Source organism: Ancylobacter gelatini (assembly GCF_022601675.1).
GTDB classification, from domain to species: domain Bacteria; phylum Pseudomonadota; class Alphaproteobacteria; order Rhizobiales; family Xanthobacteraceae; genus Ancylobacter; species Ancylobacter gelatini.
Genome location: NZ_JAKVIL010000013.1, coordinates 110,547 through 133,554 on the forward strand (window position 1 = coordinate 110,547; position 23,008 = coordinate 133,554).

Consider the following 23,008-nt stretch of genomic DNA (forward strand, 5'->3'; position numbering starts at 1 on the left):
GTCACATATAGGACCCGACCTTTCGCAGCTCGATCGTCGCGACCGCCTCCGGCTGTGACGCGGCCACTCCGGTCCGGTTGCACCATGTCACGGTAACCGTGCCCGGCGCGCTGACCTCGGCCGTCATCTGCAGGCCATTGAGCCCGGCCCGGTAGCGAACGGTGACCTCATCGCCGAAGGCGGCGCCGGCCAGCTCCGTGGTGAAGGTGTGGCATTGCGCGTCGGCGAGCGAGAATTCCGGGATCGAGCCGGACCAGACCGAGAGCTGGCCTTCATTGCCGGACACCAGGGGCTCGCTCCGCTCGGCCTTGACGATCCTAGCGTCGGTCTGTCGAAACCGGTTGCCGGTGACGGTGGTGTCGGTGCTGCCGTCGAGATCGATGCCGATGTCGCAATTGAGGATGCGGTTGCCCTCGATGCTTCCGCCGGGCATCTCGGAATATTCGATGCCCTTGGAGAAGCCGTCGACCGTGTTGCCCTGATAGTCGCCCGGCTCTCCGCGATTGCACAATATGCCGATCGAGCCGGGAATCTTGTCCATGTTCACAAGGTGATTGTCGGTGGCTGTCACCCGGCACGGCGACGCGACGTGGATGCCGGTCCTGAGCGGGGCGCGGAAGATGTTGCCACTCAGGATGACACGCTCCCCGCCGCCGATCAGCAGGACGCCGCTCTGCATCGTGGCGGTGGTGTCGGCGGCGACGAAGCTGTTATTGGTCGCCTTGGCGATCAGGCTGCGCCAGTGCCGCGCGCCTTGAACGCAGATGCCGGCGCGGGCGGTCGAGCCGGCGAGCAGATAGACGCTGTTGTCGGAGATCGTGGTGCCGACCTGGCTGCCATACAGCATGAACGGGCCGCGCTGCGGCCGCCACGAGCCGCCCTGGGTGTCCGCCTCGGTCCGCGACCAGATCACCGTGTTGTTGGAGACCTGGGAGGCGCGCGAGAGGATGATCGCGAAGGCCCACCATGTGGCGTCGGCGACCACATTGCCGGAAGCGACGAAGCCGGTGCAGCCCTCATTGACGATCCCGCGCCGGAACTGCCCCCAGATCACGTTTCCCGTGACCGTGATCATGGCATCATTGTGCGGAGCTGAAGTCTTCTCATATTTTCTCAGCGATTCGGCGTGGATGCCGACGCGGCCGTCATGGCCTTCCGCCAGATTGACGATGTTGCCGACGATGGTGGCCTGCGCGCCCCAGGTCACGATGCCGTCGCCGCGATCCTCCTTGCCGGCCCCGAGGCAGTCCTTGCAGCGGTTGCCGATGATGCGCGTGCTGTAGAACTCGCCATTGGAGCGCACGGCGATGGCGTTCTGGAAATACTCGATGAAGTTGCCTTCGATCAGCACCTCGTTCGCCTGGATTTCGATGCCGTAGCTGCGGCCGCCGGTGGCGCTCTGGAGCTTGTCGGGGTTGGTCATCCGAAGGCCGCGAATTTCGGTGCCGTCGGCGGTGATGCGGATGGCGGCCTTCCTCTCGATGCCGGCGACGAAGCGCAGCAGGCCGGAGCCTTCCAGTTGCAGGCGCTTGCCGATCACGAGACCATCGGTCAGGTCGATGGTCCATTCCGCGGGATTGTGGATGCAGCTGCCGGCAGGAACCTTGTCGAGCATGGCCTGATAGGAGGTGGCGTCGGTGACGTTCCACGCGCGTGGATCGTGCTTTCCACCGGAGGGCAGCACATAGAGCTTGAGGCCGCTGGCGGTGGTGACATGGTGATCCTGCGCGGACGGATCCGCCACCTCCCATGACAATTGCTCGCGGCGCGCGAACACGACCTCGCCGGCTGACAGTGCCGGCGTTTGCCCCGCGTTCTCGAACAGGTCGCGCGCGCTGCCGATCTGGGTGGCGGCCTGGCTCTCCCGAGTGTTCTGCGCGGTGACGACAGCCTGCTTCGCCTCGTCCGGCGGCGTCTGCCCGCCCGCTGCCGGCTCGGCCGGGGTGTCGTCGACGGCGGCGAGCAGGGTTTGACGGAGCTTGTTGATCTCCTCGGAGTTCTGCGCGTCCGGACGGAAGAGGGGAGAGGCCGCGAGCGCGGCGGAAGGGGCGAGGCCAAGGAGCAGGGCGCTGGCCGTCAGGGCTCGTCGCGAGCAGGTGAAGTCTTCGTCCATTCACACGTCCCTTGATAGGCCCCGGGATACGGGCCTGCGGATGGGCGGTGCGTGGTCCCGTACGGTTCACGGCCGCCCGGCCCGGCAGATACACGCCAGGAGACAGAGGTCGAACCACGCCTGTGGAACGGTAGCACATCGCAAAAGTGGGGCGACGGTCGGGAGGCCGGATCAAGTCGGGTTGAACGCGGCCAGGCGTCGCGCCATGTGCCGCGAAACCGCGACGGCGCCGGATTCGCGGCGGTGCCCCGCCCGCCGTCGGTCAGATCGTCGACAAATGGCGGATGATCGAGGCCTTCACATTGTCGATGTGCCGCGTCATCGCCTCGGCGGCGGCGTTGCCATCGCCGGACTCGATGGCGGCGATGATGTCGATATGCTCGCGATAGACCGAGGCCGCGCGGTCCGGCATGCGTCCGAGGTCGAAGATGCGGGTGCGGCGGCGCAGGTCGCGGATCAGATTCGCCATCAGCGGGTTGCCTGAGGCGCCGGCGATTTCATCGTGCATCGCCGCGTCGATCTCGGCGCTGGCGTCGGGGTCCTCGACCGAGCGGGCCTCGGCGCTGGCGGCCACCATGGCCTCAAGCCTGCCACGCAGCTCCGCGAGGCGTGCAAGATCGACCCGGCCGACGCAGAGCCGCGCAGCTTCCGGCTCCAGCAGGCGGCGAATATTGAGCACCTGCATATATTCCGGCACGGTCATCTGGCGCACTTCGAGATAGCGCGCGCCGCGCCGTTTCAGCAGTCCCTCGCTCTCCAGCATCAGCAGCGCGTCGCGCAGCGGGGTGCGCGAGACGTCGAGCGCCTCGGCGAGACGCCGTTCGGTCAGGACTTCTCCGCTGCGCAGCTTGCCCGAGAAGATCATGTCCTCAAGGCGCCGGTGCACCTCATAGGCGAGGCGTCGGGGAGCTGCGTCGTCCAGGGCCGGTCTGTTCATCCCCACCTGCAATAGCCACGGCCGGCCGATCGGAGCGGGCCGCGCCTGTCATGAGAGCGTCGTACGAGTGTTCCGCGTGTCTATCGGGCCGGCGGCGCGGTGGCAATCGCGTTGCGCCCTCAGGGCCGGCACGGTGTCAGGACTCGGCAGGCTCGATCGTGGTGGCCCTGGGCGATGCGGGCGACGTGGCGGCCACGGCATTGTCGAGGTGGGCGCGCAGCGCGGCCGCAGCGCGGGCATGATCGCCCTCCTCCAGCGCCGCGACGACGGCCAGATGCTCTCCGACCCAGATGTGCACGCGGTAGCGGTCGTCGTAACCCTGATATTCGAACAGGCGGCGCAGCCGGTTCTGCTGCTGGACCGACTGCACGAAATGCGGGTTGCCGCTGAAACCCGCCAGCGCTTCATGAAACCCCGAATCGAGCTCGAACAGGGCGCTTTCGTTCATGCTCGAGGCGCCATGGCTGAGCGCGTATTCATGATCGGCGCGCAGGCGCTTCAGCACCGTCGGGTCCGGCGCATAGCCGGGCAGCAGCAGCGCCGCCGGCTCCATCGCGCGACGGAAGTCGTAGCTGTTGACCAGCGCCCGCTCGGAATCGAGCGTCGGCAGGAAGCGCCAGCCCTGCCCCTTGTTGCGCGCCACCAGCCCCTCATCGGCCATGCGGGTGAGGGCGCGCAGCATAACCGTGCGGTTCACGCGGTAGCGGCGGGCGAGCTCGGTCTGGGTGAAGGAATCCACCACCTTGCCCTCCAGCCGGTCGCGCAGCAGCCGCGAATAGAACGCCTCCTCGGGCATGGACGGAATTTCGACCGCGTGCTGGTGGGTGATCTCGTTCCACGGCACGGCAAGAAAAAACCCCTGCCGGGGGCGGGCGACCACGACCCCGCGCTCGGCCAGCAGCATCAGCGCGGCGCGCACCGGCGTGCGGGAGACCGAGAGCCGCTCGGCGAGCCATTGTTCGGTGAGGTGATGCCCGGCTCTCAGATGCAGCGAACCGACCAGCCCGATGATGAGATTGGCAAGGGCGTGACGAGCCTGTGTCTTGTCGCGGCGCTGCATCGGTCTCGGGGAGCGGGCTTCAGGAACAATCAGCTTATCGGGGCCTGCCGGCCACGCAAGCGGCAGGCCGTGCCTATCGTCGCCGGGACGCTGGCGTGGCCGTGCAATTTGGGGATATCCAGACGGCGCGGGCCGGAACGCCCCGAGGGGATGAGCGGATATGGGTCATTTTGAGATTTCCTCCCTTGATTCGGAGGCCGCGGCGCGGGCGGTGCCGGCGCTGGCGGACGTGCTGATGGACTGCGTGGCGGGGGGCGCCTCTGTCGGTTTCATGGCCCCGCTCGGCCGCGATAACGCAGAAGGCTTCTGGCACCGCGTGGCCGCAGGCGTTGCGGCCGGCGAGCGGGTGCTGCTGGTGGCACGCGAGGGCGGCGAGATCGTCGGTACGGTGCAACTGGTCTTCGCGCCGGAAAACCAGCCCCATCGCGGCGATGTCGCCAAGATGCTGGTGGCGCGCCGCGCCCGGAGGCAGGGGCTGGGCGAGGCGCTGATGCGGGCGGTGGAGCAGGTCGCGCGCGAGGCCGGCCTCACGCTTCTGATGCTCGACACCACGACCGGCCTCGCGGCGGACCGGCTTTACCGTCGGCTGGGCTGGACAGTTTTCGGCGAGGTGCCGGGCCATGCGTTGATGCCCGACGGGGCGATGTCCGACACCAGCTTCTTCTACAAGACGATCTGACCGGCGCCTTGCCCTTGGCGCAGCGCAGCGCCATATGAGGCGGTGAAGACGGCTTCCCCTTCCGGGATACGTGCGGGACGGCCCGGAAAATACAGGGGACTTCGCCATGCGCCGCACCGGCGACCGCATTCGTCACGCGCTCAGCTTCGAGATCATCAGCCTCGCCATCATCACCCCTGCGGGGGCCTTCCTGTTCGGCCTGCCGCTTTTGGAAATGGGCGTGATCGGCATGGGCAGCGCGATCATCGCGACGCTGTGGAACTACGCGTTCAATCTCGGCTTCGACCATGCGCTGCTGGCCTGGCGCGGCTCGGTGGGCAAGACGTTCCGGCTGCGAATCGTCCACGCCCTCGCCTTCGAGGCCGGGTTGCTGGCGGTGCTGATTCCTTTCATCGCCTGGTATCTCGGCGTCAGCCTGTGGCAGGCTTTCCTGCTGGACGTGTCGCTGGCGGGATTTTTCCTGGTCTATGCCTTCGTGTTCAACTGGGCCTATGACCTGCTGTTTCCGGTGCCGCACAGCCGGCTGCGCACCGCCGCTCCGGCGGCCCGGTGATGTGGGGCATTATTTTCTGTAGAAAAATACTTTATCGCTAAGAAAAAAACTGCCAGCATTCTCCGGCTGAAAGGCGCATCCGCGCCCGGCGGTCGGGGGAGATGTCATGAACGGCGTGGCGGTCTATCTGCTGCTCGGCATCGCGGTTGCCGCCGAGGTGATCGCGACCACGGCGCTGGCGCGCTCCGACGGCATGACCCGGCTGGTGCCGAGCCTGATCACCGTGGTGTTCTACAGCTTCGCGTTCTGGAGCCTGTCGATCGTGCTGCGCACCGTGCCGACCGCCATCGTCTATGCGGTGTGGTGCGGCTTCGGCATCGTGCTGATCACCCTGGTGTCCTGGGTGGTCTATGGGCAGAAGCTCGACACGCCGGCCATGGTCGGGCTGTCCATGATCATCGCCGGCGTGGTGGTGGTGAACCTGTTTTCCAACTCGGTCACGCACTGAGCGCGCTTACTCCTTGCACACCTGCCCGGCTTCCCAGCCGAGTATGGCGCGCTTGCGGGTCAGGCCCCAATGATAGCCGGTGAGGTCGCCGCTCTTGCCGAGCACGCGATGGCACGGCACCACGAAGGACATCGGGTTGCGCCCGACCGCCGCGCCGACCGCGCGCGCCGCCTTCGGCTTCTCGATGCTGCCGGCGATGTCGGAATAGGTGGTGGCCTTGCCCATGGGGATGCGCATCAGCGTCTCCCACACCCGCACCTCGAAATCGGTGCCGATGAACACGATGCGCAGCGGATCGTCCGGCCGCCAGGAGCGGCTGTCGAAGATGCGGGCGGCATAGGGCGCGGTGGCGATGGGGTCCTCGACATAGAGCGCGTTGGGCCAGCGCCGGCGCATGTCGGCGAGCGCGGCTTCCTCCTCGCCCTCGTCGGCGAAGGCGAGGCCGCACAGGCCGCGCGGCGTCACCATGGCCAGCGCCATGCCGAATTGCGAGGTGTGGAACCCCCAGCGGATGACGAGGCCGGCGGCTCCGGTCTTCCATTCGCCGGGCGAGAGCGATTCGTGCACCACGAACAGATCGTGCAGCCGGCCGGGGCTGGAAAAGCCCAGCTCATAGGCGGCATCGAGCACATTGCTGGATTCGGTGAGCACCCGGCGCGCGGCGTCCAGCGTCACCGCCTGAAGGAAGTCCTTCGGCGAGAGGCCGCACCAGCGGCGGAACAGCTCGTTGAGCGTGCGCGGCAGCACGCCGGCGGCGCGGGCGATCTCCTCCACTTCCGGCTGGTCGCGGAAGCGGCGGTTCACGAACTCGACCGCGCGGCGAACGACCTCGTAGTCGGCGGCGGCGATGTCGAGCGGGCGGGCGGTATCGAAATTGGGCGCGAGCACGGCGGGGTCCTCCTGCTGCCCGTAATGCAGCACGTCGCCATCCGCGCGCCCACCCGATTTCGACGCGGGCGCGGGCCGAGCGCTCACGGCGCGCTGCGCGCCACGCCGCGCTTGGCGTCGGCCAGCGCCGCGGAGAGCCCTTCGGCCAGTTCCTCGCGCTGCGCGGTGTGGAGGAAGCCGCCGACCACCACCGCCTCACGGCGCGAATGCAGGGTGAGGCGCTGCAGGCCGAAATCCTCGTGCAGTTCCTTGTCGAGCCGCGTCCAGAGCGGGTTCATCCGTGCCTCGTCGGCGCGCCCGGCGGGATCGACCTTGCGCACGCTGATCAGGCTCGGCGTCACGCGGATGTCCTCCCGGGCGCGGGCCGAGCGGAAGCTCACACGAAAGGCGACATAGATCAGCAGCACGTCGAGTCCGAACATGCCGAACACCGGCCAGGCGCCCATGAGCAGGAATGCCATGCCGCAGACGAGGCTGATCGCGCCGACGATGATCATGACGATCAGGAAGCCGCGCTGGTCCAGCGAGCGGTGGGGCCGCAGGCTGGTCTGGTACAGCGTCGGTTCCGCGTCGAGATCGGCAAGTCTGTCCGTGGCGGTTCTGTCCATAGCGGTGCGGCAGGCGTTCGTGCGATGGGTCCATGGCGCGCTTGGCAGCGCCCACTCCTGCACATTATAGGTCGAAAATGCCGATACGTGACAAGGATTCGCCGGGGGAAAAGCCGCGCCGCCCGGCGCGGGGCGCGGCCAAGCCTGTGCTGGCCAAGCCTGTTCCGACCGAGCCTGTTCCGGCCGCTCCCGTGCCGGTCGCGGACAAGCCGCGCCGCCGGGCCGTGGCCAATGCAGCCGCGGCCGCCGCCGGCCATGCGCTCGCCCCGTGGTCACCGGCCGAGGTGGAGCTGGCCTTCTCCCGTTTTGCGCAGGCCGATCCCGAACCCAAGGGCGAGCTGGATTTCGTCGACGCCTTCACGCTGCTGGTCGCGGTGGTGCTCTCCGCGCAGGCGACGGATGTCGGCGTGAACAAGGCGACGCGTACCCTGTTCCAGGCCGCGCCGACCCCGGCCGCCATGGTGGCGCTGGGCGAGGACGGGGTGAGCGCGCATATCCGCACACTGGGCCTCTATCGCGGCAAGGCGAAAAATGTGGTCGAGCTGTCGCGGCGGCTGCTCGCCGAGCATGGCGGGCAGGTGCCGAGGGACCGCGCGGCGCTGGAGGCGCTGCCGGGCGTCGGCCGCAAGACCGCGAATGTGGTGCTGAACATCGGCTTCGGACTGCCGACCATCGCGGTCGACACCCATCTGTTCCGTGTCGCCAACCGTACCGGCCTCGCGCCCGGAAAGAACCCGCTGGAGGTCGAGCTCGGGCTGGAGCGGGTGATCCCCGACCACTTCAAGCTCCACGCCCATCACTGGCTGATCCTGCACGGGCGCTATGTCTGCAAGGCGCTCAGGCCCGAATGCGGACGCTGCCTTATCGCGGACCTCTGCCGCTGGCCGGATAAGACTCCCGCCGCGCATAAGAGCGCGATTTCGTGAGCCGCTTGTGCAGCTTGACCATGAAGATGGTGGCGAAGACCGGCGTGATCAGGTTGAGGATCGGCACCGACACCACCAGCGCGATGATGAGCCCGCCGAGAAACACCTGCACCGCGTGGTAGCGCCGCACGATGGCGACCTCCTCCTCCGTGCGGTAGCGCATTGCGGCGAGCTGGAAATATTCCCGCCCGAGCAAATAGCCATTGGCGACGTAGAACACGATGAGGTTCACGCCCGGCACCAGAAGCAGCAGCAGCGCGATGAGGTTCACCACCAGCGCGACGCCGAAGAATTTCAGCGTCAGCACCAGCGAGCGGCCCACCGGCACCGGCGTGCCGATCGGGTCGCGCGGAAAGTCGAGGCGCTCGCATTGCTCGGCCACGTCGTCGACAAAGAAGCCGGCGACCAGCACGGTGACCGGCGGCACCAGGAACACGCCGCCGATGACGATGCCCAGAGCCGCCAGCACGTCGACGAGGACGTTGGCCCAGTTCATGTCGAGCGTGACGAAGTGATTGAGCGCGACGTAGCAGCAGATGCCGAGCGCGACGATCAGCGCGACGGCCAGCCCGACGGAGCGCCACAGCACTTTTCGATAGAGACGCGTAAACGTCTGCGCGAAAGCATCCAACGCGTCTTGCAGCATGGCACTGTCCGAAACCCAAACGCCCACGGTGAACTTACACATTCCGCAACGAAATAGTGACGGCGCCGCGCAAAGAAGTTGTGGATTCTTTCTCTTGCAATTTTTGATTCGCAGGCCGAGTCCCGATTCGTTCCATCGGAACAAATCATGATTCAAATCAGGGGCTTGGCGGCGATGCCGCCGTGGCGACCACCTCCGCTTCCGTCGTCCGCTTTCGTCGCTCGGTTTCATTGCCCGGTTGGGCCATGCTAGCCTCCGCGCGACCTCCGAAGGCTGCCCGCACCACGAATTCCGCATCATGAAGTCGCCCGCCCGAACCCAAGGCGCTCTGTCGCGCCGCCGTTTCCTGGCCGGCGCGTCGGCCTCGCTGCTGGCCGCGCCCGCTCTTGTCGCCCCCGCCCTGGCCCAGAGCGGCGGGTCGGGCGATGTCGACATCGCGATCGTCGGCGGCGGCGCTGCGGGCATTGCGGCGGCGCGCAGGATCGCGGCGGCGGGGCGCTCCTACGTGCTGCTGGAGGCCTCCGGGCGGCTCGGCGGGCGGGCCCGGACGGTCTCGGTCTTCGGCCGGCCGGTCGATCTTGGGGCGAGCGGTTTTTCCCGGCGTGACAGCACGCTGGCCGCCGCCGCCGGTGAGGCCGGCCTCGCGCTGGCGCCGCTTCCGGTGGCGCGGCGGCTCTATGCCGGGGGGCAGGAAGCGAATGAGGGCGATTATGATGCCTTTACCCTGGCGCTGGGCCGCCTGCGCCGGGACATCGTGGCGGCCGGGGATGCCGGCCGGGACGTCGCGGCCTCATCGGTGGACACGGCGGGCGGGCCGTGGGCGGCGACGGCTGCGGCGCTTGTCGGCCCTCTGGCCTGCGGGCGCGGCCTGGCCGGGCTCTCGACGCTCGATCTGGCCTTGCGCACCCCGGCGGCGGACGACGTGACCAGCCCGCTCGGCGTCGGCGCGATGCTGGAATCGCTCGGCGCCTGGCTGAATGTGCAGAAGGACGCCCCGGTGACGCTGATCACCAATGCCGGGCGTACCAGCACGCTGGCGATTCGTGGCCAGCGCGGGGTAGTGCGCGCCCGCGCCATCATCCTCGCCGTGCCGGCGGCGACGGTGGTGGGTGGCGATCTGCGGTTCAATCCGCCGCTGCAGACCCGGGTGGCGGCGGCGTTCCGCGCCTTTCCCGCCGGCCAGATCGAGCAGGTCGCCTTCGCCCTGCCGGGCAATCCGTTCCAGCTCGGCGCCGACGAGCCGGTGCTGGCGCGGGTCGACGGCGCTACGCCGGGAATGCTGTGGCCGGGAATGCTGCGGGCCCGGCTCGGCGGCAGCGATGTCTACCGGCTGAGCTTCGGCGACGAGGCCGCGCGCGAGATCGCGGCGAAGGGCGCGCCGGAAGCGCAGCGCCGCGTCAATGCCTGGCTCAAGACGGCGTTCGGCGCCTCCGCGCCGGATGTCGCGCAGGTGCAGTCCTCGAACTGGTCGACCGACCCGTTGTTTCGCGGCGCCATGGCGCTGGCGACGCCGGGGCAGGCCGCGCTGCGCCGCCAGTTCGGCGATCCGCTCGGCCGTATCTTCCTCGCCGGCGACTACACCAGCGTCAGCCAGTGGGGCACGCTGGCGGGGGCGTGGAATTCCGGCGAGGCTGCCGCCGCGCGCGCGCTCAGCCTGGTCACGGGGCCGTCCTGAGCGGGCAGCCTGTTGAGGGGTATCTCGTCTTGCGCACCGCAGGTTGGGGCGCCACCATGGCACCGGCGAAAGGCGGCGTTCAATGCGGATGGTTCTGGAAGCCCGCGTGGGGTGGAGCGCTCTGGCGTGACGTGGCAGGCGACGCTTCCGGTTGATCTCGGCTGGCGAAACTGGGTGTTCTCCGCGCGGACCGCGCTGGCGGCGATTCTCGCACTGGCGGTCGCGTTCTGGCTGGAGCTCAGCGACCCGCAGTGGGCGACGCTGACCGTCTATCTCCTCGCGCAGCCGACCGTGGGTGCCGCTCTCGCCAAGAGCGCCTGGCGAACCGTGGGCACGGTGTGCGGCGCGCTGCTCGGGCTGGTGCTGGTCGCGCTGTTCTCGCAGGCGGCGGAACTGCTGGTCGTGGCGACCAGCCTGACCGTGGCCCTGAGCCATTATTTCGGGGCGCGCCTCAGCAACTACACCGCCTATGGCGTCATGCTGGGCGGCTTTACCGCGCTGCTGGTCGCCTATGAGGGCTCGCTCGATCCGACCCAGGCCTGGGCCATCGCGATCGACCGCTCCACCGAGATCCTGATCGGCATCGCCTGCAGTGCCGGGGCGAGCCTGCTGGTGATGCCGCGCTATGCCGGCGATGCGCTCCGCGAGGCGATGGGCGCGACCTTTACCGGGCTCTCGACCTATGTCGCAGCCGCGCTGCGGCTGTCGACCTCGATGGCGCTGTTCGCCGGGCTGCGCCGGCAGATGGTGGCGGTGGTGGTGTCGTTCGACGCGCTGCGCTCCTACACGCTGTTCGAGGCGCCGGAAATGCGGGTGAACGCCCGACGGCTGGCGCGCACGGTGCGCGAATTCCTCGTCGTCCTGTCCATCGCGCGCGGTCTGTTCTTCCGGCTCGACGGCCTCAACCAGGCCGGGGCCGGCGAGGTGATGGCGCGGCTGCGCCCGATACTGGAGGCGACCGCCGCCCGCGTCGAGGCCATCGCCGCCGACCCCAAGGCGTGGAGCGAGCCGGCGCGGCTGCGGCGCGAATTGCTGGCCGCACGCTCGGAGCTGGCACGCGCCGCCGACGACATGGAAGCGCTGGCCGGCTCGCTGCCCTTCGAGCCGCTCGCCAACGGGCTGTTGGTGTTGCGCCGTGCCGGCGATCTGGTTCATGGGCTGGCCATGGTGGTGGTGAGCGAGGCCGCGAGCCTGCGCGCCCGCCGATCGGGCGTCGCCCGGCCCGCCCCGGCGCCGCAGGCGGCTTCCGAACGGCGCGAGGCGCTGTTCATCGCGACGCGCGCCGGCCTCGCCGTCGCCATTCTCAGCCTGGTCTGGATGGCGACCACTTGGGATGAGGGCTTCACCCTGGTGGCGGGCGGGGCGATCATGCTGTTCTTCGCGGTCAATCAGGATGACCCGCTCTCCGCCGCCCGCTATTTCATCTACGGCACGATCGCCGGCCTCGCCGTCGCCTATGGGCTGATGGTGTTCGTCCAGCCGCATCTGGAGGGCTTCGAGGCGCTGGGGGTGATGTTCTTCCTGGCGCTGCTGCCGGCCGGGTTGATCGCCGGCACACCGGGCAAGGCATGGATCGGCATCGCGCTGGGCGGCTACACCATCGCGCAGGTCGGCACCTCGAACCTGTTCGCGCCGGACGAACCCGCCTTCATCAATTCCGCCCTGGCGCTGCTGCTCGGGCTGGTGATCTGCCTGTGCATCCTGGCGGCGATGCCGGTCACCTCGCGCGCCCGCCGGGGCGAGAGCTGGCAACGCGCGATCGGCGCCATTCTCCCGGCGGTGGCGCGCGGCGCGCTGCCGGCCCGGCGCGGGGCGGGCGAAATCCGCGACACGCTGGCCCTGCTGCTGCCGCGCCTCTCGCTCGACCGGCAGGGTGACGAGGACTTCCTGCGCGGCACGCTCGGCACCGCCTCCTGTGCGATCGAGCTGGGGCGACTGACAGCGGTACGGGGCGATCCGGCGATGCCGGAGCCGGTGCGCCAGCGCCTCGACCAGTTCCTCCCGGAATTCGCCGCGGCTCTGGAGGCGCTCGCGCAGGCGCCGGGCGAGCGCTCGAAGGATGTCGCGCGGGCGGAAGCGCTGGCGAACGGCGCGCGTGGGGACCTCGCGGCGCAGGTGCTGGAGCCGGGCTCGCCCGCCGCGCGCGCGGTGCTGCGCGCCGGCGCCTCGTTGCGGTTCATCACCGACCGCTTTTACATAGACCGGGCCTATTGGGAGCGCAGCCGCGCGCAGGAATGACCATGACGCCGAGCCTGTCTTTCTTTCACACGGTGGAACTGGTCGGCTTCTACCTGCCGCCGCTGCTGATCTGGGCGCTGGTGGCGCTGGTGCCTTTCCTTTTGCTACGGGCGATACTGGATCGTTCTGGCCTGTACCGCTTCGTCTGGCACCGCTCGCTGTTCAATCTCGCCCTCTACGTGCTGCTGCTCGGCGGCGCGGTGTTTCTTGGGAATGCCCAATGGCTGTGACCGGCGTCATCCGCTTCCTCGTCACGCTGATCGCGGTGGTCGCCGCCGCGCTGGTCGGCTGGTGGCTGTGGAATTTCTACACGCTCTCGCCCTGGACGCGGGACGCGCGGGTGGTGGTCAATGTCGTCGACCTCGCCCCGGACGTCTCCGGCCTGGTCACGGAGATTCCCGTCATCGACAACCAGCAGGTCCGCAAGGGCGACGTGCTGTTCGTCATCGACAAGGACCGCTTCAATCTCGCGCTCCAACAGGCGCGGGCGCGCGTCGCCCAGGCGCAGGCGCAGGCCAGGCTCGCCAGCGACGACGCCAACCGCGACGCGCAGGTGCTGGCGCAGGATTCCAGCGCGGTCTCGGCGGTGACGGTCGAGACCTCGCGTACCCGCGCCGAAGCCGCCACCGCCGCGCTGCAGCTCGCGCAGAGCGAGCTCGGCACGGCGCAGCTCAATCTGGAGCGCAGCACGGTGCGCGCGCCGGTCAACGGCTTCGTGACCAATCTCACCGCGACGGTCGGCGACTATGCCGATGTCGGCACGCCGGTGCTGGCGGTGGTGGACAGCGATTCGTTCTATGTCGCCGCCTATTTCATGGAGACCAAGCTGCCGGAGATCCGCATCGGCGCGCCGGCCGAGGTGCGGCTGATGGCGGGCGGGCGCGTGTTGAAGGGCAAGGTGCAGGGGCTGAGCCGCGCCATTGCCAGCCCGACCGCGGCCGGCGGGCTGCTGGCGTCGGTCAATCCCAATTTCGAGTGGATACGCCTCGCCCAGCGCATTCCCGTGCGCATCACGCTGGAGGATGTGCCGGCGGAGGTGGAGCTGGCGGCGGGGATGTCCGCGACCGTGGTGATCCGCCCGCCGGAAGCATCGCCCTGATGGGGCGCCTTTGAACGGGCCGGATCGCGCCGGCCCGTTCGAGGATGGGGATGATCAGCCGCGCAGCGTGGCGCCGGTCTTCTTCGCCACTTCCGCGACGATTTTCGCCGTCACCGCCTCGATCTCGGCGTCGGTCAGCGTCTTCTCGCGCGGCTGGAGCGTGACCGAGAGCGCGATCGACTTGGCGTTCGCCTCTATGCCGGGGCCTTCATAGACGTCGAACACGCTGACCTGCGTGATCAGCTTGCGGTCGACGCCGGCCGCCGCCTTCACCAGATCCGCGCTCGCCACCGAGCGGGCGACCACGAAGGCGAAGTCGCGCTCCACCGGCTGGAACGGCACCAGCTCCAGCAGCGGCTTGACCCGCGTCGCCTTGGCCTTGGGCTCGGGGATGCGCTCCAGCACCACCTCGAAGCCGACCAGCGGCGATTTCCCGTCTCCTGCGACCTTCAGCGCGTCCAGCACCGAGGGGTGCAACTCGCCGAAATGGCCGATCACGTTCGGGCCGAGCCGGAAGGTGCCGGAGCGGCCGGGGTGATACCAGGAGGGGGCGTCGGTCGAGATCTGGAGATTGGCGACCGGCGCGCCGCAGGCCGCCAGCACCGCCAGCGCATCCGCCTTGGCATCGAAAGCGTCGACCGCGCCGGCCTTGCCGGACCAGTGGCGTCCGGCGCCGGAGGGCTTGGCGGTCGCACGGCGCAGGCCGGTGGCGTGGGTGAACTGGTCCTGCGGGCGGTCGCCCTTGAAGATCTGCCCGACCTCGAACAGCGCCGCCTCGCCATAGCCACGGTCGGCATTGGCCTGCGCGGCGCGGATCAGCCCCGGCAGCAGGCTCGGGCGCATGTCGGAGAGGTCGGAGGCGATCGGATTGGCCAGCGCCAGCTCCGGCGCGCCGCCGCCGAACAACTCGGCCTGAAGCTTCGGCACGAAGGACCAGGTGACGGCTTCCACCAGCCCGCGCGCGGCGAGAGCGCGCTTCGCCTTGCGGGTGCGCAGCTGCAGCGTGGTGAGCACGCTCTTGCGGGCGTCGGCGTCGCGCGGGAACGGCAGGGACGGCACGCGGTCGAGCCCGGCGATGCGGGTGACTTCCTCCACGAGGTCGGCCTTGCCCTCGATGTCGCCGCGCCAGGACGGCGGCACCACCTGAACCGTGCCCGAGGTGCCGGTCACGGTGAAGCCGAGCCGGGCGAGAATATCGACCTGCTCGGCGTCGGAAGCCTCCAACCCGGTGAGCTTCTCGGTGAGCGACAGCGGGAAATCGATGCTGCGCGTGGTGTCGGGCACCGTCCCGGCCAGCGTGATCTCCGAGGGCTCGCCGCCGCAGAGGTCGAGGATCAGCCGGGTCGCCAGTTCAAGGCCCGGCACCATCATCGCCGGATCGATGCCGCGCTCGAAGCGGAAGCGGGCATCGGAATTGAGGCCGAGCTTGCGCCCGGTCTGCGCGATGTTGATCGGCTCCCACAGCGCGGATTCCACCAGCACGTCGGTCGTCGCCTCGTCGCAGCCGCTCTCCTCGCCGCCCATCACGCCGGCGAGCGATTCGACCGCCTTGTCGTCGGCGATGACGCAGATCGAGGGATCGAGCGTGTAGGTCTTGCCGTCGAGCGCCAGCAGGCTCTCGCCCGATACAGCGCGCCGCACTTTGAGATTGCCGTGCACCTTCTTCGCGTCGAAGACGTGGAGCGGGCGGTTCTGGTCGAAGGTCAGGAGGTTGGTGACGTCGACGAGCGCGTTGATGGGCCGGAGGCCGATGGCGCGCAGCTTGGCCTGAAGCCAGTCCGGCGACGGGCCGTTCTTCACGCCGCGAATGAGACGCAGCGCGAAGGCGGGGCAGGGCGCGCCGTCGGCGATGGTCACGGAGACCGGGCAGGGGAAGGCGCCGGGCACGGGCGCGATCTCGTCCTCCACCAGACGGCCGAGACCGACCGCCGCGAGGTCGCGGGCAATGCCGTGCACGCCGAGCGCGTCGGCGCGGTTCGGCGTCACCGCGATCTCGATGACCGGGTCGTCGAGGCCGATCCAGTCGACATAAACAGCGCCGACCGGGGCATCCTGCGGCAGGTCGATGATACCGTCATGGTCCTCGGAAAGCTGAAGCTCCGCGGCCGAGCACAGCATGCCCCGGCTCTCCACGCCCCGGATCGAGCCGATGCCCAGCGTGATGTCCTTGCCGGGAATATAGGTGCCGGGGGGCGAGAACACGCTCTTCATGCCGGTGCGGGCATTGGGCGCGCCGCACACCACCTGCACCGGCTCGGCCCCGCCGGTGTCGACCATGCACAGGCGCAGCTTGTCGGCGTTGGGGTGCTGAACGGCGGAGACGACATAGGCGATGGTGAAGCCCTTGAGCTTGGCCGCCTTGTCCTCGACGCCCTCCACTTCCAGCCCGATGCGGTTCAGCGCGTCGGTCACGTCGTCGAGCGTGTAGTCGCCGGAAAGGTGCTCACGCAGCCAGGAGAGGGTGAATTTCATCGGAGCCTACCGTTCGTCTAATTTATTGTTCTGAGCATCGCTGGCCCACTTGTAGCCCTTTTCGCCCGTTCCATCGCCGGACCAAGAAAGCGCAACGTCGTCGGCGGCTACAAGAAACTCGATGCCTACGTTTCTCTTCTTGATCACGTCCTGCGGTGTCTTGCGGTAATCGAGTATCTTGCCCTGACGGTACGATGCCTCTGATCGGGAATTGTGCAACGCCAGCTTCGCGCCCGCGCGCATGCTTTTGATCACCTCTTCTTCCGGGACAATCCACGATCCTGTCCAGAAGAAGCCTTCCCCGTCGCTCGTGACGCCACGACCGCCTTCACACACGAAGTGGAACTGCGAGACGACATCCCCCGATTTGCGTCTGGCCGGCGTCGCACCCGTTTTTTTCGGCGGGCTACGTTCAGAAAGAACAGCCTCGCATTTCAGCGCGAGTTCCTCCGCCCCGCGTGCCCGCGCATTGGCGAGCAGTTGACGGAGCTGCGACGTCTCCATCGCCTGCAGGCGGTCGGAAGACCAGACGGGAGCCTTGCTCATGCGCTGAGCCCACCCGCCAGCGTCGGGAAGTCGAGCGGGCGGAAGCCGTAATGGGAGAGCCAGCGGACATCAGCCTCGAAGAAGGCGCGCAGGTCCGGCATGCCGTATTTCAGCATGGCGATGCGATCGATCCCCATGCCCCAGGCGAAGCCCTGATACTCGTCCGGGTCGAGCCCGCAATTCTTCAGAACGTTCGGGTGCACCATGCCGCAGCCGAGAATCTCCAGCCAGTCATTGCCCTCGCCGAAGCGGATTTCGCCGGGGCGCGAGCGGTCGCACTGGATGTCGACTTCCATGGACGGCTCGGTGAACGGGAAGAAGGACGGGCGGAACCGCATCTTCACATTGTCGACCTCGAAGAACGCCTTGCAGAATTCTTCGAGGATCCACTTCAGGTGGCCGAGATTGGCCCCCTTGTCGATGACGAGGCCCTCCACCTGATGGAACATCGGCGTGTGGGTCTGGTCGCTGTCCGAGCGATAGGTGCGGCCCGGGCAGATGACGCGGATCGGCGGCTTCTTGGCGAGCATGGTGCGCACCTGAACCGGCGAGGTGTGGGTGCGCAGCACGAGGCGCGAACCGTCTTCCTTGGTCGGCAGGTAGAAGGTGTCGTGCATTTCGCGCGCGGGGTGCCCCTCGGGGAAGTTCAGCGCGGTGAAATTGTGGAAGTCGTCCTCGATGTCCGGGCCTTCCGCCACCGAGAACCCCATATCGGCGAAGATCGCGGTGAGTTCGTCGATGACCTGGCTGATCGGGTGCACGCGGCCGAGCTCGGCCGGGGTCTCGCGGACGGGCAGCGTGACGTCGACGCGCTCGGTCTCCAGCCGCTGGGCCAGCGCCGCGGCCTTGAGGTCGGCGCGGCGGGCACTGAGCGCCTCGTTCAGCCGGTCGCGCAGGCCGTTGATCGCGGGGCCGGCGGTCTTGCGCTCGTCCGCCGACATGGCGCCGAGGCCCTTGAGCAACTCCGAGACGGAACCCTTCTTGCCGAGGGCGGCGATGCGCACCGCTTCAAGCCCGGCCTCGTCGGCGGCATCGGCGATGGCGGCGCTGAGCTCGCGTTCCAGCGCATCGAGATCGGGAAGGGCAGCGACGGACATGGGCGTTTTCTCGACTGGATTGGAACAGCGTCATGACCGGGCTTGGCCCGGCCATCCGGGGCCTGGCTCGCATGTGCGACTTAAGCGTGGGTGACCGGGTCAAGCCCGGCCATGACGTGCTCTCGGGATCGTGCGGCGGTCTTGTAGCGGAGCCTTAGCAACGCGAAAAGCCCCAACGCTTGCGCGCGGGGCTTCCCGATTTTCGGTCCCGGTGTGGCGGGAAGAGATCAGGCGGCCTGCTTTTCCAGCGCGGCCTTGGCCTGCTCGACCAGCGCCGCGAAAGCGGCGGGCTCATGGATGGCGATATCCGAGAGCACCTTGCGGTCGACCTCGATCCCGGCCTTGCCGAGACCATCGATAAATCGGCCATAGGTGAAGCCGTGCTCGCGGGTCGCGGCATTGATACGCTGGATCCAGAGCGCGCGGAAATTGCGCTTCTTCACCTTGCGGTCGCGATAGGCGTACTGCATCGCCTTCTCGACCGCCTGCTTGGCGATACGAATGGTATTCTTGCGGCGGCCAAAATAGCCCTTCGCCGCCTTGAGCACCTTCTTGTGCTTGGCGTGAGAAGTTACGCCGCGCTTAACACGTGCCATTGGAGTTCTCCTCGGAACTGGCTAAGGGGTGGCGTCAGCCGTTGGGCAGAAAATACTTCCGGACGACCACCGCATCGGGCTCGGCCATCACGGTCGTCCCGCGCTGATCGCGGATCTGCTTGTTGGTGCGCTTGATCATGCCGTGGCGCTTATTGGCCTGGGCCATGATCACCTTGCCGGTGCCGGAGAGCTTGAAGCGCTTCTTCGCTCCGGACTTGGTCTTCATCTTGGGCATTTGGCTCTGTCTCCGCGGCCTGTTGCTCTCCCGCGAGGGAGTGCGGCGGCCTCTTGTTTGGTGTGAGCATTTGAACCGCCACGGCAGCCCTTTTCGCCGGGCGGTTCAACAAGGCCGCACCCTCTACAGCAGAGGGCGCGGTTTTTCAAGGGCCTGCCGCAACCCGAGCCGGGTGCGCCGCGGGTCGGGCCCGAGCGGCGCGGCCCGCTAGTCCTTGGCGCGGTTGCGCGAGACCGGCGAGCGCTGGTCCGGCGGTAGCGGCTGGCCTTCCGGCGGAACCGGATAGGGATATTGCGGCTGGGCCTGCTGTGGCGGGCGGCCGCCTCCCTGCCCTCCCTGCTGCGGGGGCGGTCCGCCCTGAGGCGGGCGTCCGCCCTGCCCACCCTGCTGAGGGGGAGGACCGCCCTGCTGGGGCGGCCGGCCACCCTGCCCGCCCTGCTGGGGCGGGCGGTTATTGCCGCCATTCCAATTGCCACCCTGCGGCGGTGGATTGTTTCCGCCGTTCCAGCCGCCCTGGGGCGGGCGGTTGTTGTTCCCCCAATTGCCCTGGGGCGGGCGTCCCTGGTTGCCCCAGTTGCCCCCGCCGGGCGGAGGCCCGTTCCAGCCGGGCCCGCCCGGCCCGCCGCCCCAGCCCGGGCCTCCCGGAGGAGGACCGTTCCAGCCGGGCCCGCCCGGAGGAGGGCCATTCCAGCCCGGCCCACCCGGGGGCGGGTAGCGGCGCGGCGGGGGCGGACCCCAGCGGTCATAGGTCGAGTACCAGGAGCGGCCGCGGTAATAATTGTTCCAGTAATTGCCGAAGCTGAACGCGACGATCGGGACGCCGATCTGCGGCGCGTAATCAGGCATCGCCACGCGGCGGCCGCGATAGTCGAAATCGAGATAGCGGGAGGACACCCAGCCGCGATAGCCGCGCCACTCGACGTCGCACCAGGTGTACTCGTCGAGGCAGCCGAAAATATCCAGCGACGTGCCGGCTTCGAGTACGGTGACGACGGGATAGGCGGTGCTCGGTCCGGCGCGCAGATTGACGTTGGCGTTCGCATAGCCGCTGTCCTGCGCCGCGGCCGCGGAGCCGAGCACTGCGACCAGCGCAGCGCCCGCCAGAAGTGACTTCATTGATTCTCTCCCCACCGTTGCGAGATTTGCACAACGCCGACCGGAGGCAAATGGATGCGTCCGATGGGGCGGATTCATGATGGCTTCGTGGTCAGATCGCGATCCGCCGCCCTTGCCTGACATAGCGTCACGTTGATTGTGCGCTGCGAAGCCGACAGGATGCCCCGCGCCTTGAATCGGGCGCCTTATTCCACCGATTCTCTTTCAACGGATTTTCATTCATGTCGTTCGGCACGCTGGTCGAAGCCTTTCTTCTCGGTCTTCTTGAAGGGTTTACCGAATTCCTGCCGGTGTCCTCCACCGGGCACATCCTGCTCGCAGGCTATTTTCTCGGCTTTGAGAGCGAGGGGAAAGTGTTCGAGGTGCTGATCCAGCTCGGCGCCATCCTCGCCATCGTCACGGTCTATTTCCAGCGCTTCTGGCAGGTGCTGGTCACGCTGCCCTCCAGCGCGCGCTCGCGCCGCTTCGTGCTCAGCATCATCGTCGCCTTCCTGCCTGCGGCGGTGATCGGGGCCTTCGCCCACGGCTTCATCAAGAGCGTGCTGTTCGAATCCCCGGCGCTGATCTGCGTGATGCTGATCCTCGGCGGCATCGTGCTGCTCTGGGTCGATACGCTGCGCATCAAGCCGGTCCATACCGATGCCATGGCGTTTCCGCCCTCGCTGACGGTGAAGATCGGCTTCATCCAGTGCCTGGCCATGATCCCCGGCGTCTCGCGCTCGGGCTCGACCATCGTGGGCGGGCTGCTGCTCGGCGCCTCCAAGCCGGCGGCGGCGGAGTTCTCCTTCTTCCTCGCCTTGCCGACCATGGCGGGCGCCTTCGCCTATGACCTCTACAAGAACCATGACCGGCTGAGCACCGACGACACGCTGGTGATCGTGGTCGGCTTCATCGCGGCGTTCCTGTCGGCGGTCGTGGTGGTGCGCGGGCTGCTCGCCTTCGTGTCGCGCCATGGCTACGCGCTGTTCGGCTGGTGGCGCATCGCGGTCGGCGGCGCGGGGCTGATCGCGCTGGCGCTGCTCGGCTGAGGCAGAACGCGAAACGGCCGCGCGAGGCGCGGCCGTTTGCAAGAAATGACGGTAGGCCGGCGCGGCGGCTCGGCCCCGGCTCAGGCCTCTTCGGGCTTGGAGAACTGGCCGGCCTTGCGGAAGCGCCACATGTAATCCGGCAGCACCGCACCGATCGCGGTCGGCTGGATGCCGAGGCCGGCGAGGGTGCGCCCTTCCGCGATGGCGGCCGGCGAGACCACATTGTCATGGGCCAGCAGTTTCACCTGGTCGCGGGTCAGCAGCGGGTTGGGCAGCAGTTCCAGGATCCGCGCCTTCAGCGAGGCGACCGCGCCGGGAACCGGGATCAGCAGCCGCTTGCGCCCGACTTCCTCTAGCATCAGCTCCAGCAATTCCCGGAAGCTGCGCACTTCCGGGCCGCCGAGTTCATACACCGTGCCGGGCGTCGCCTGCTCGTCCACCGCGCGGGCGATGGCGGCGGCGACGTCACCGACGAAGACCGGCTGCATCAGCGTCTTGCCGCCGGCGATCAGCGGCAGCACCGGGGACAGCCGCGCCATGGCGGCGAAACGGTTGAAGAAGCTGTCTTCGGGGCCGAACACGACCGAGGGGCGGAAAATCACCGCATCGGGCTTCGCCTCGAAGGCCGCCCGCTCGCCCGCCGCCTTGGTGCGGGCATAGAGCGAGGTCGAATCAGCGTCGGCGCCGATCGCCGAGACGTGGATCAGCCGCGCGCCCACCTCGCGCGCCGCGCCCGCTACCTGCCGGGCGCCGAACTGGTGCACCGCCTCGAAGCTCTGGCGTCCGCTCTCATGCAGCACGCCGACGAGATTGATCACCACCTGCGCGCCTTCTGCCGCACGCAGCACGGAGGCCGGATAGCGCAGATTGGCCTGCACCGGGTTGATCTGGCCGACCGTGCCCAGCGGCTGGAGATGGCCGGCAAGGTCCGGCCGGCGCACCGCGACGCGCACCCGCCAGCCGCGACGGGCCAGCGCGCGCACCACATGGCGGCCAAGGAAGCCCGAGCCGCCATAGACCGTGACGAGGCGTTCCATCGGCGCCGGGCGCTTCAAGAGCTCGGCTTCGCTCTCAAGCGGCATGTCGTCTGAAACGGTGGCGTCGACCATTGCTCTCTCCCGGCCCGGCAACAAGGGATGATGGACGATTAGCGCGCCGCCGCCACGGCGTCCAGCAGGGGGCGGGCACGGGGCGACGCGATAAATTCGCACGCTTAGGCCGGGACAACGCGAAACCCACGTTGACAAGGGGGATGCCGGCCAATATGTCTCGCCGCCGTGCCGGACAGGCATGTGCCCAGGTGGCGGAATTGGTAGACGCGCACGGTTCAGGTCCGTGTGGGTAACACCGTGGAGGTTCGAGTCCTCTCCTGGGCACCATTTGACTGTCATAGACAGTCCGGGGAATACCGAAAAACCGCTGAACCTCGAGGGTTCGGCGGTTTTTTCGTTTGGGATGTCGACCAACCCGACCCCGCGCCTCCGGGCCGATGATCTGTTCCTCCGTGACGCGGCTGCGCCACATGTTCCGGTCCTCTCATTGGGCCGGAACGAACGTCAAGCTGGATGAGCCGGGAGGCAATGTCCGCTTGTTTCCCAATGCCGGGTGCACGGCGAAGAAATCGCTGCCGCCGATATGGACAGCGGCACGGGTCGACACCATTTAAAACTCCATCGCGATCAGCCGCAAATGCTTGATCGCGCGCACTCCCCCTCCCGCACGGTCACGCCGGTGAAACCGCCCCAGCTCGACATTGCGCTGACGGATCCCGGACGTGAGTTCCGGATGCCGGTGCCGACGCTGGCGGAGTGGGTCGTCGCCAACTCGTCCCGCATGGATGTGGCCCGTGCCGCCTATTCGAAACGTCGCGCGGCCGCCTGACGTTAAAGCAGGAGCCTTCCGAAAGACGATAGGGAAGGTTCTAAGCCCATGATGTTTCGGCGAATAATGGAAAGTTCTGCATCGGGTCTTGAAGGAGATAATCATGAAGAGCGCCCATTTCATAAAGAACCCCGACGCTCTGGCCGCCCTGTCACCGGAGCAATATC

The 23,008-nt window shown here is 68.1% G+C and carries 23 protein-coding genes and 1 tRNA gene; 11 read left to right on the forward strand and 13 right to left on the reverse strand.

Translation table 11 applies throughout. The features are described from left to right. Nucleotide 1: 1 nt before the first annotated feature. The 3 genes from MKI84_RS19270 to MKI84_RS19280 form a co-directional block, all read right to left on the reverse strand. Nucleotides 2-2,113, reverse strand: coding sequence for a NosD domain-containing protein (locus tag MKI84_RS19270; RefSeq protein WP_241621887.1), 2,112 nt, complete (start codon nt 2,111-2,113; stop codon nt 2-4). Nucleotides 2,114-2,375: 262 nt separating this feature from the next. Continuing rightward, nucleotides 2,376-3,050 carry a GntR family transcriptional regulator gene (locus MKI84_RS19275; protein ID WP_241621888.1) on the reverse strand — a complete coding sequence of 225 codons (675 nt, stop codon included), beginning with the start codon at nt 3,048-3,050 and terminating at the stop codon, nt 2,376-2,378. Nucleotides 3,051-3,186: 136 nt separating this feature from the next. Then, a complete protein-coding gene (locus tag MKI84_RS19280; RefSeq protein ID WP_241621889.1) occupies nt 3,187-4,110 on the reverse strand; it encodes a GntR family transcriptional regulator in 924 nt (307 codons plus the stop codon). Nucleotides 4,111-4,270: 160 nt separating this feature from the next. Between MKI84_RS19280 and MKI84_RS19285 the strand changes: the two genes are divergently transcribed. From MKI84_RS19285 to MKI84_RS19295, 3 genes are all read left to right on the forward strand, one after another. Further along, entirely contained in the window at nt 4,271-4,789 is a 519-nt protein-coding gene (locus MKI84_RS19285; protein WP_241621890.1) for a GNAT family N-acetyltransferase, read from the forward strand. Between the two features lie 106 nt (nt 4,790-4,895). Continuing rightward, on the forward strand, nt 4,896-5,342 hold the full coding sequence (locus tag MKI84_RS19290; RefSeq protein WP_241621891.1) for a PACE efflux transporter: 447 nt from the start codon (nt 4,896-4,898) through the stop codon (nt 5,340-5,342). Between the two features lie 106 nt (nt 5,343-5,448). After that, on the forward strand, nt 5,449-5,790 hold the full coding sequence (locus tag MKI84_RS19295; RefSeq protein ID WP_245404864.1) for an SMR family transporter: 342 nt from the start codon (nt 5,449-5,451) through the stop codon (nt 5,788-5,790). 6 nt (nt 5,791-5,796) lie between these two features. Here the strand turns inward: MKI84_RS19295 and MKI84_RS19300 are convergent, their stop codons facing one another. Together MKI84_RS19300 and MKI84_RS19305 are read right to left on the reverse strand one after the other, a co-directional pair. Further along, complete coding sequence (locus MKI84_RS19300; RefSeq protein ID WP_241621914.1) at nt 5,797-6,678, reverse strand: methylated-DNA--[protein]-cysteine S-methyltransferase; 882 nt, start codon at nt 6,676-6,678, stop codon at nt 5,797-5,799. A gap of 83 nt (nt 6,679-6,761) precedes the next feature. After that, nucleotides 6,762-7,286, reverse strand: a complete 525-nt coding sequence (locus MKI84_RS19305; protein ID WP_241621892.1) for a DUF2244 domain-containing protein — start codon at nt 7,284-7,286, stop codon at nt 6,762-6,764. A 77-nt stretch (nt 7,287-7,363) separates the two neighbouring features. Between MKI84_RS19305 and nth the strand changes: the two genes are divergently transcribed. After that, nucleotides 7,364-8,212 (forward strand): endonuclease III, encoded by an 849-nt coding sequence (gene nth / locus MKI84_RS19310; protein ID WP_241621893.1) that lies wholly within the window; start codon nt 7,364-7,366, stop codon nt 8,210-8,212. On the opposite strand, the gene MKI84_RS19315 is transcribed toward nth, so the two are convergent. After that, on the reverse strand, nt 8,148-8,858 hold the full coding sequence (locus MKI84_RS19315) for a sulfate transporter family protein (RefSeq protein WP_241621894.1): 711 nt from the start codon (nt 8,856-8,858) through the stop codon (nt 8,148-8,150). The two genes, nth and MKI84_RS19315, sit on opposite strands and share 65 nt — an antisense overlap. Before the next feature lie 298 nt (nt 8,859-9,156). Between MKI84_RS19315 and MKI84_RS19320 the strand changes: the two genes are divergently transcribed. From MKI84_RS19320 to MKI84_RS19335, 4 genes are all read left to right on the forward strand, one after another. Then, the gene (locus tag MKI84_RS19320; RefSeq protein WP_241621895.1) at nt 9,157-10,533 is read left to right on the forward strand and encodes a flavin monoamine oxidase family protein; all 1,377 of its coding nucleotides are present in this window, start codon (nt 9,157-9,159) and stop codon (nt 10,531-10,533) included. A 126-nt stretch (nt 10,534-10,659) separates the two neighbouring features. Continuing rightward, the gene (locus MKI84_RS19325; protein WP_241621896.1) at nt 10,660-12,771 is read left to right on the forward strand and encodes an FUSC family protein; all 2,112 of its coding nucleotides are present in this window, start codon (nt 10,660-10,662) and stop codon (nt 12,769-12,771) included. A gap of 2 nt (nt 12,772-12,773) precedes the next feature. After that, nucleotides 12,774-13,001 carry a DUF1656 domain-containing protein gene (locus MKI84_RS19330; RefSeq protein WP_241621897.1) on the forward strand — a complete coding sequence of 76 codons (228 nt, stop codon included), beginning with the start codon at nt 12,774-12,776 and terminating at the stop codon, nt 12,999-13,001. Then, nucleotides 12,992-13,870: an efflux RND transporter periplasmic adaptor subunit gene (locus tag MKI84_RS19335; protein ID WP_241621898.1), complete on the forward strand. Its 879-nt coding sequence runs from the start codon at nt 12,992-12,994 to the stop codon at nt 13,868-13,870. Before MKI84_RS19330 ends, MKI84_RS19335 begins: the two co-directional genes overlap by 10 nt. 54 nt (nt 13,871-13,924) lie before the next feature. Here MKI84_RS19335 and pheT read toward each other — a convergent pair whose 3' ends face one another. The 6 genes from pheT to MKI84_RS19365 form a co-directional block, all read right to left on the reverse strand. Continuing rightward, the gene (gene pheT, locus MKI84_RS19340) at nt 13,925-16,342 is read right to left on the reverse strand and encodes a phenylalanine--tRNA ligase subunit beta (protein ID WP_241621899.1); all 2,418 of its coding nucleotides are present in this window, start codon (nt 16,340-16,342) and stop codon (nt 13,925-13,927) included. Between the two features lie 6 nt (nt 16,343-16,348). Then, nucleotides 16,349-16,888: a hypothetical protein gene (locus MKI84_RS19345; RefSeq protein WP_241621900.1), complete on the reverse strand. Its 540-nt coding sequence runs from the start codon at nt 16,886-16,888 to the stop codon at nt 16,349-16,351. Further along, on the reverse strand, nt 16,885-17,985 hold the full coding sequence (pheS, locus tag MKI84_RS19350; RefSeq protein WP_241621901.1) for a phenylalanine--tRNA ligase subunit alpha: 1,101 nt from the start codon (nt 17,983-17,985) through the stop codon (nt 16,885-16,887). Before pheS ends, MKI84_RS19345 begins: the two co-directional genes overlap by 4 nt. A 227-nt stretch (nt 17,986-18,212) precedes the next feature. Beyond that, nucleotides 18,213-18,581, reverse strand: a complete 369-nt coding sequence (gene rplT / locus MKI84_RS19355; protein ID WP_241621902.1) for a 50S ribosomal protein L20 — start codon at nt 18,579-18,581, stop codon at nt 18,213-18,215. Nucleotides 18,582-18,615: 34 nt separating this feature from the next. Then, nucleotides 18,616-18,816, reverse strand: coding sequence for a 50S ribosomal protein L35 (gene rpmI / locus MKI84_RS19360; protein WP_241621903.1), 201 nt, complete (start codon nt 18,814-18,816; stop codon nt 18,616-18,618). Between the two features lie 207 nt (nt 18,817-19,023). Continuing rightward, nucleotides 19,024-19,932, reverse strand: coding sequence for an SH3 domain-containing protein (locus tag MKI84_RS19365; RefSeq protein ID WP_241621904.1), 909 nt, complete (start codon nt 19,930-19,932; stop codon nt 19,024-19,026). A gap of 221 nt (nt 19,933-20,153) precedes the next feature. On the opposite strand from MKI84_RS19365, the gene MKI84_RS19370 reads away from it, so the two are divergent. Further along, a complete protein-coding gene (locus tag MKI84_RS19370; protein WP_241621905.1) occupies nt 20,154-20,960 on the forward strand; it encodes an undecaprenyl-diphosphate phosphatase in 807 nt (268 codons plus the stop codon). Nucleotides 20,961-21,040: 80 nt separating this feature from the next. On the opposite strand, the gene MKI84_RS19375 is transcribed toward MKI84_RS19370, so the two are convergent. After that, nucleotides 21,041-22,069: a complex I NDUFA9 subunit family protein gene (locus MKI84_RS19375; RefSeq protein ID WP_241621906.1), complete on the reverse strand. Its 1,029-nt coding sequence runs from the start codon at nt 22,067-22,069 to the stop codon at nt 21,041-21,043. A 185-nt stretch (nt 22,070-22,254) separates the two neighbouring features. On the opposite strand from MKI84_RS19375, the gene MKI84_RS19380 reads away from it, so the two are divergent. Both MKI84_RS19380 and MKI84_RS19385 read left to right on the forward strand, forming a co-directional pair. Continuing rightward, nucleotides 22,255-22,339, forward strand: a tRNA-Leu gene (locus MKI84_RS19380). Between the two features lie 226 nt (nt 22,340-22,565). Next, entirely contained in the window at nt 22,566-22,841 is a 276-nt protein-coding gene (locus MKI84_RS19385; RefSeq protein WP_241621907.1) for a hypothetical protein, read from the forward strand. Nucleotides 22,842-23,008: the final 167 nt, after the last annotated feature.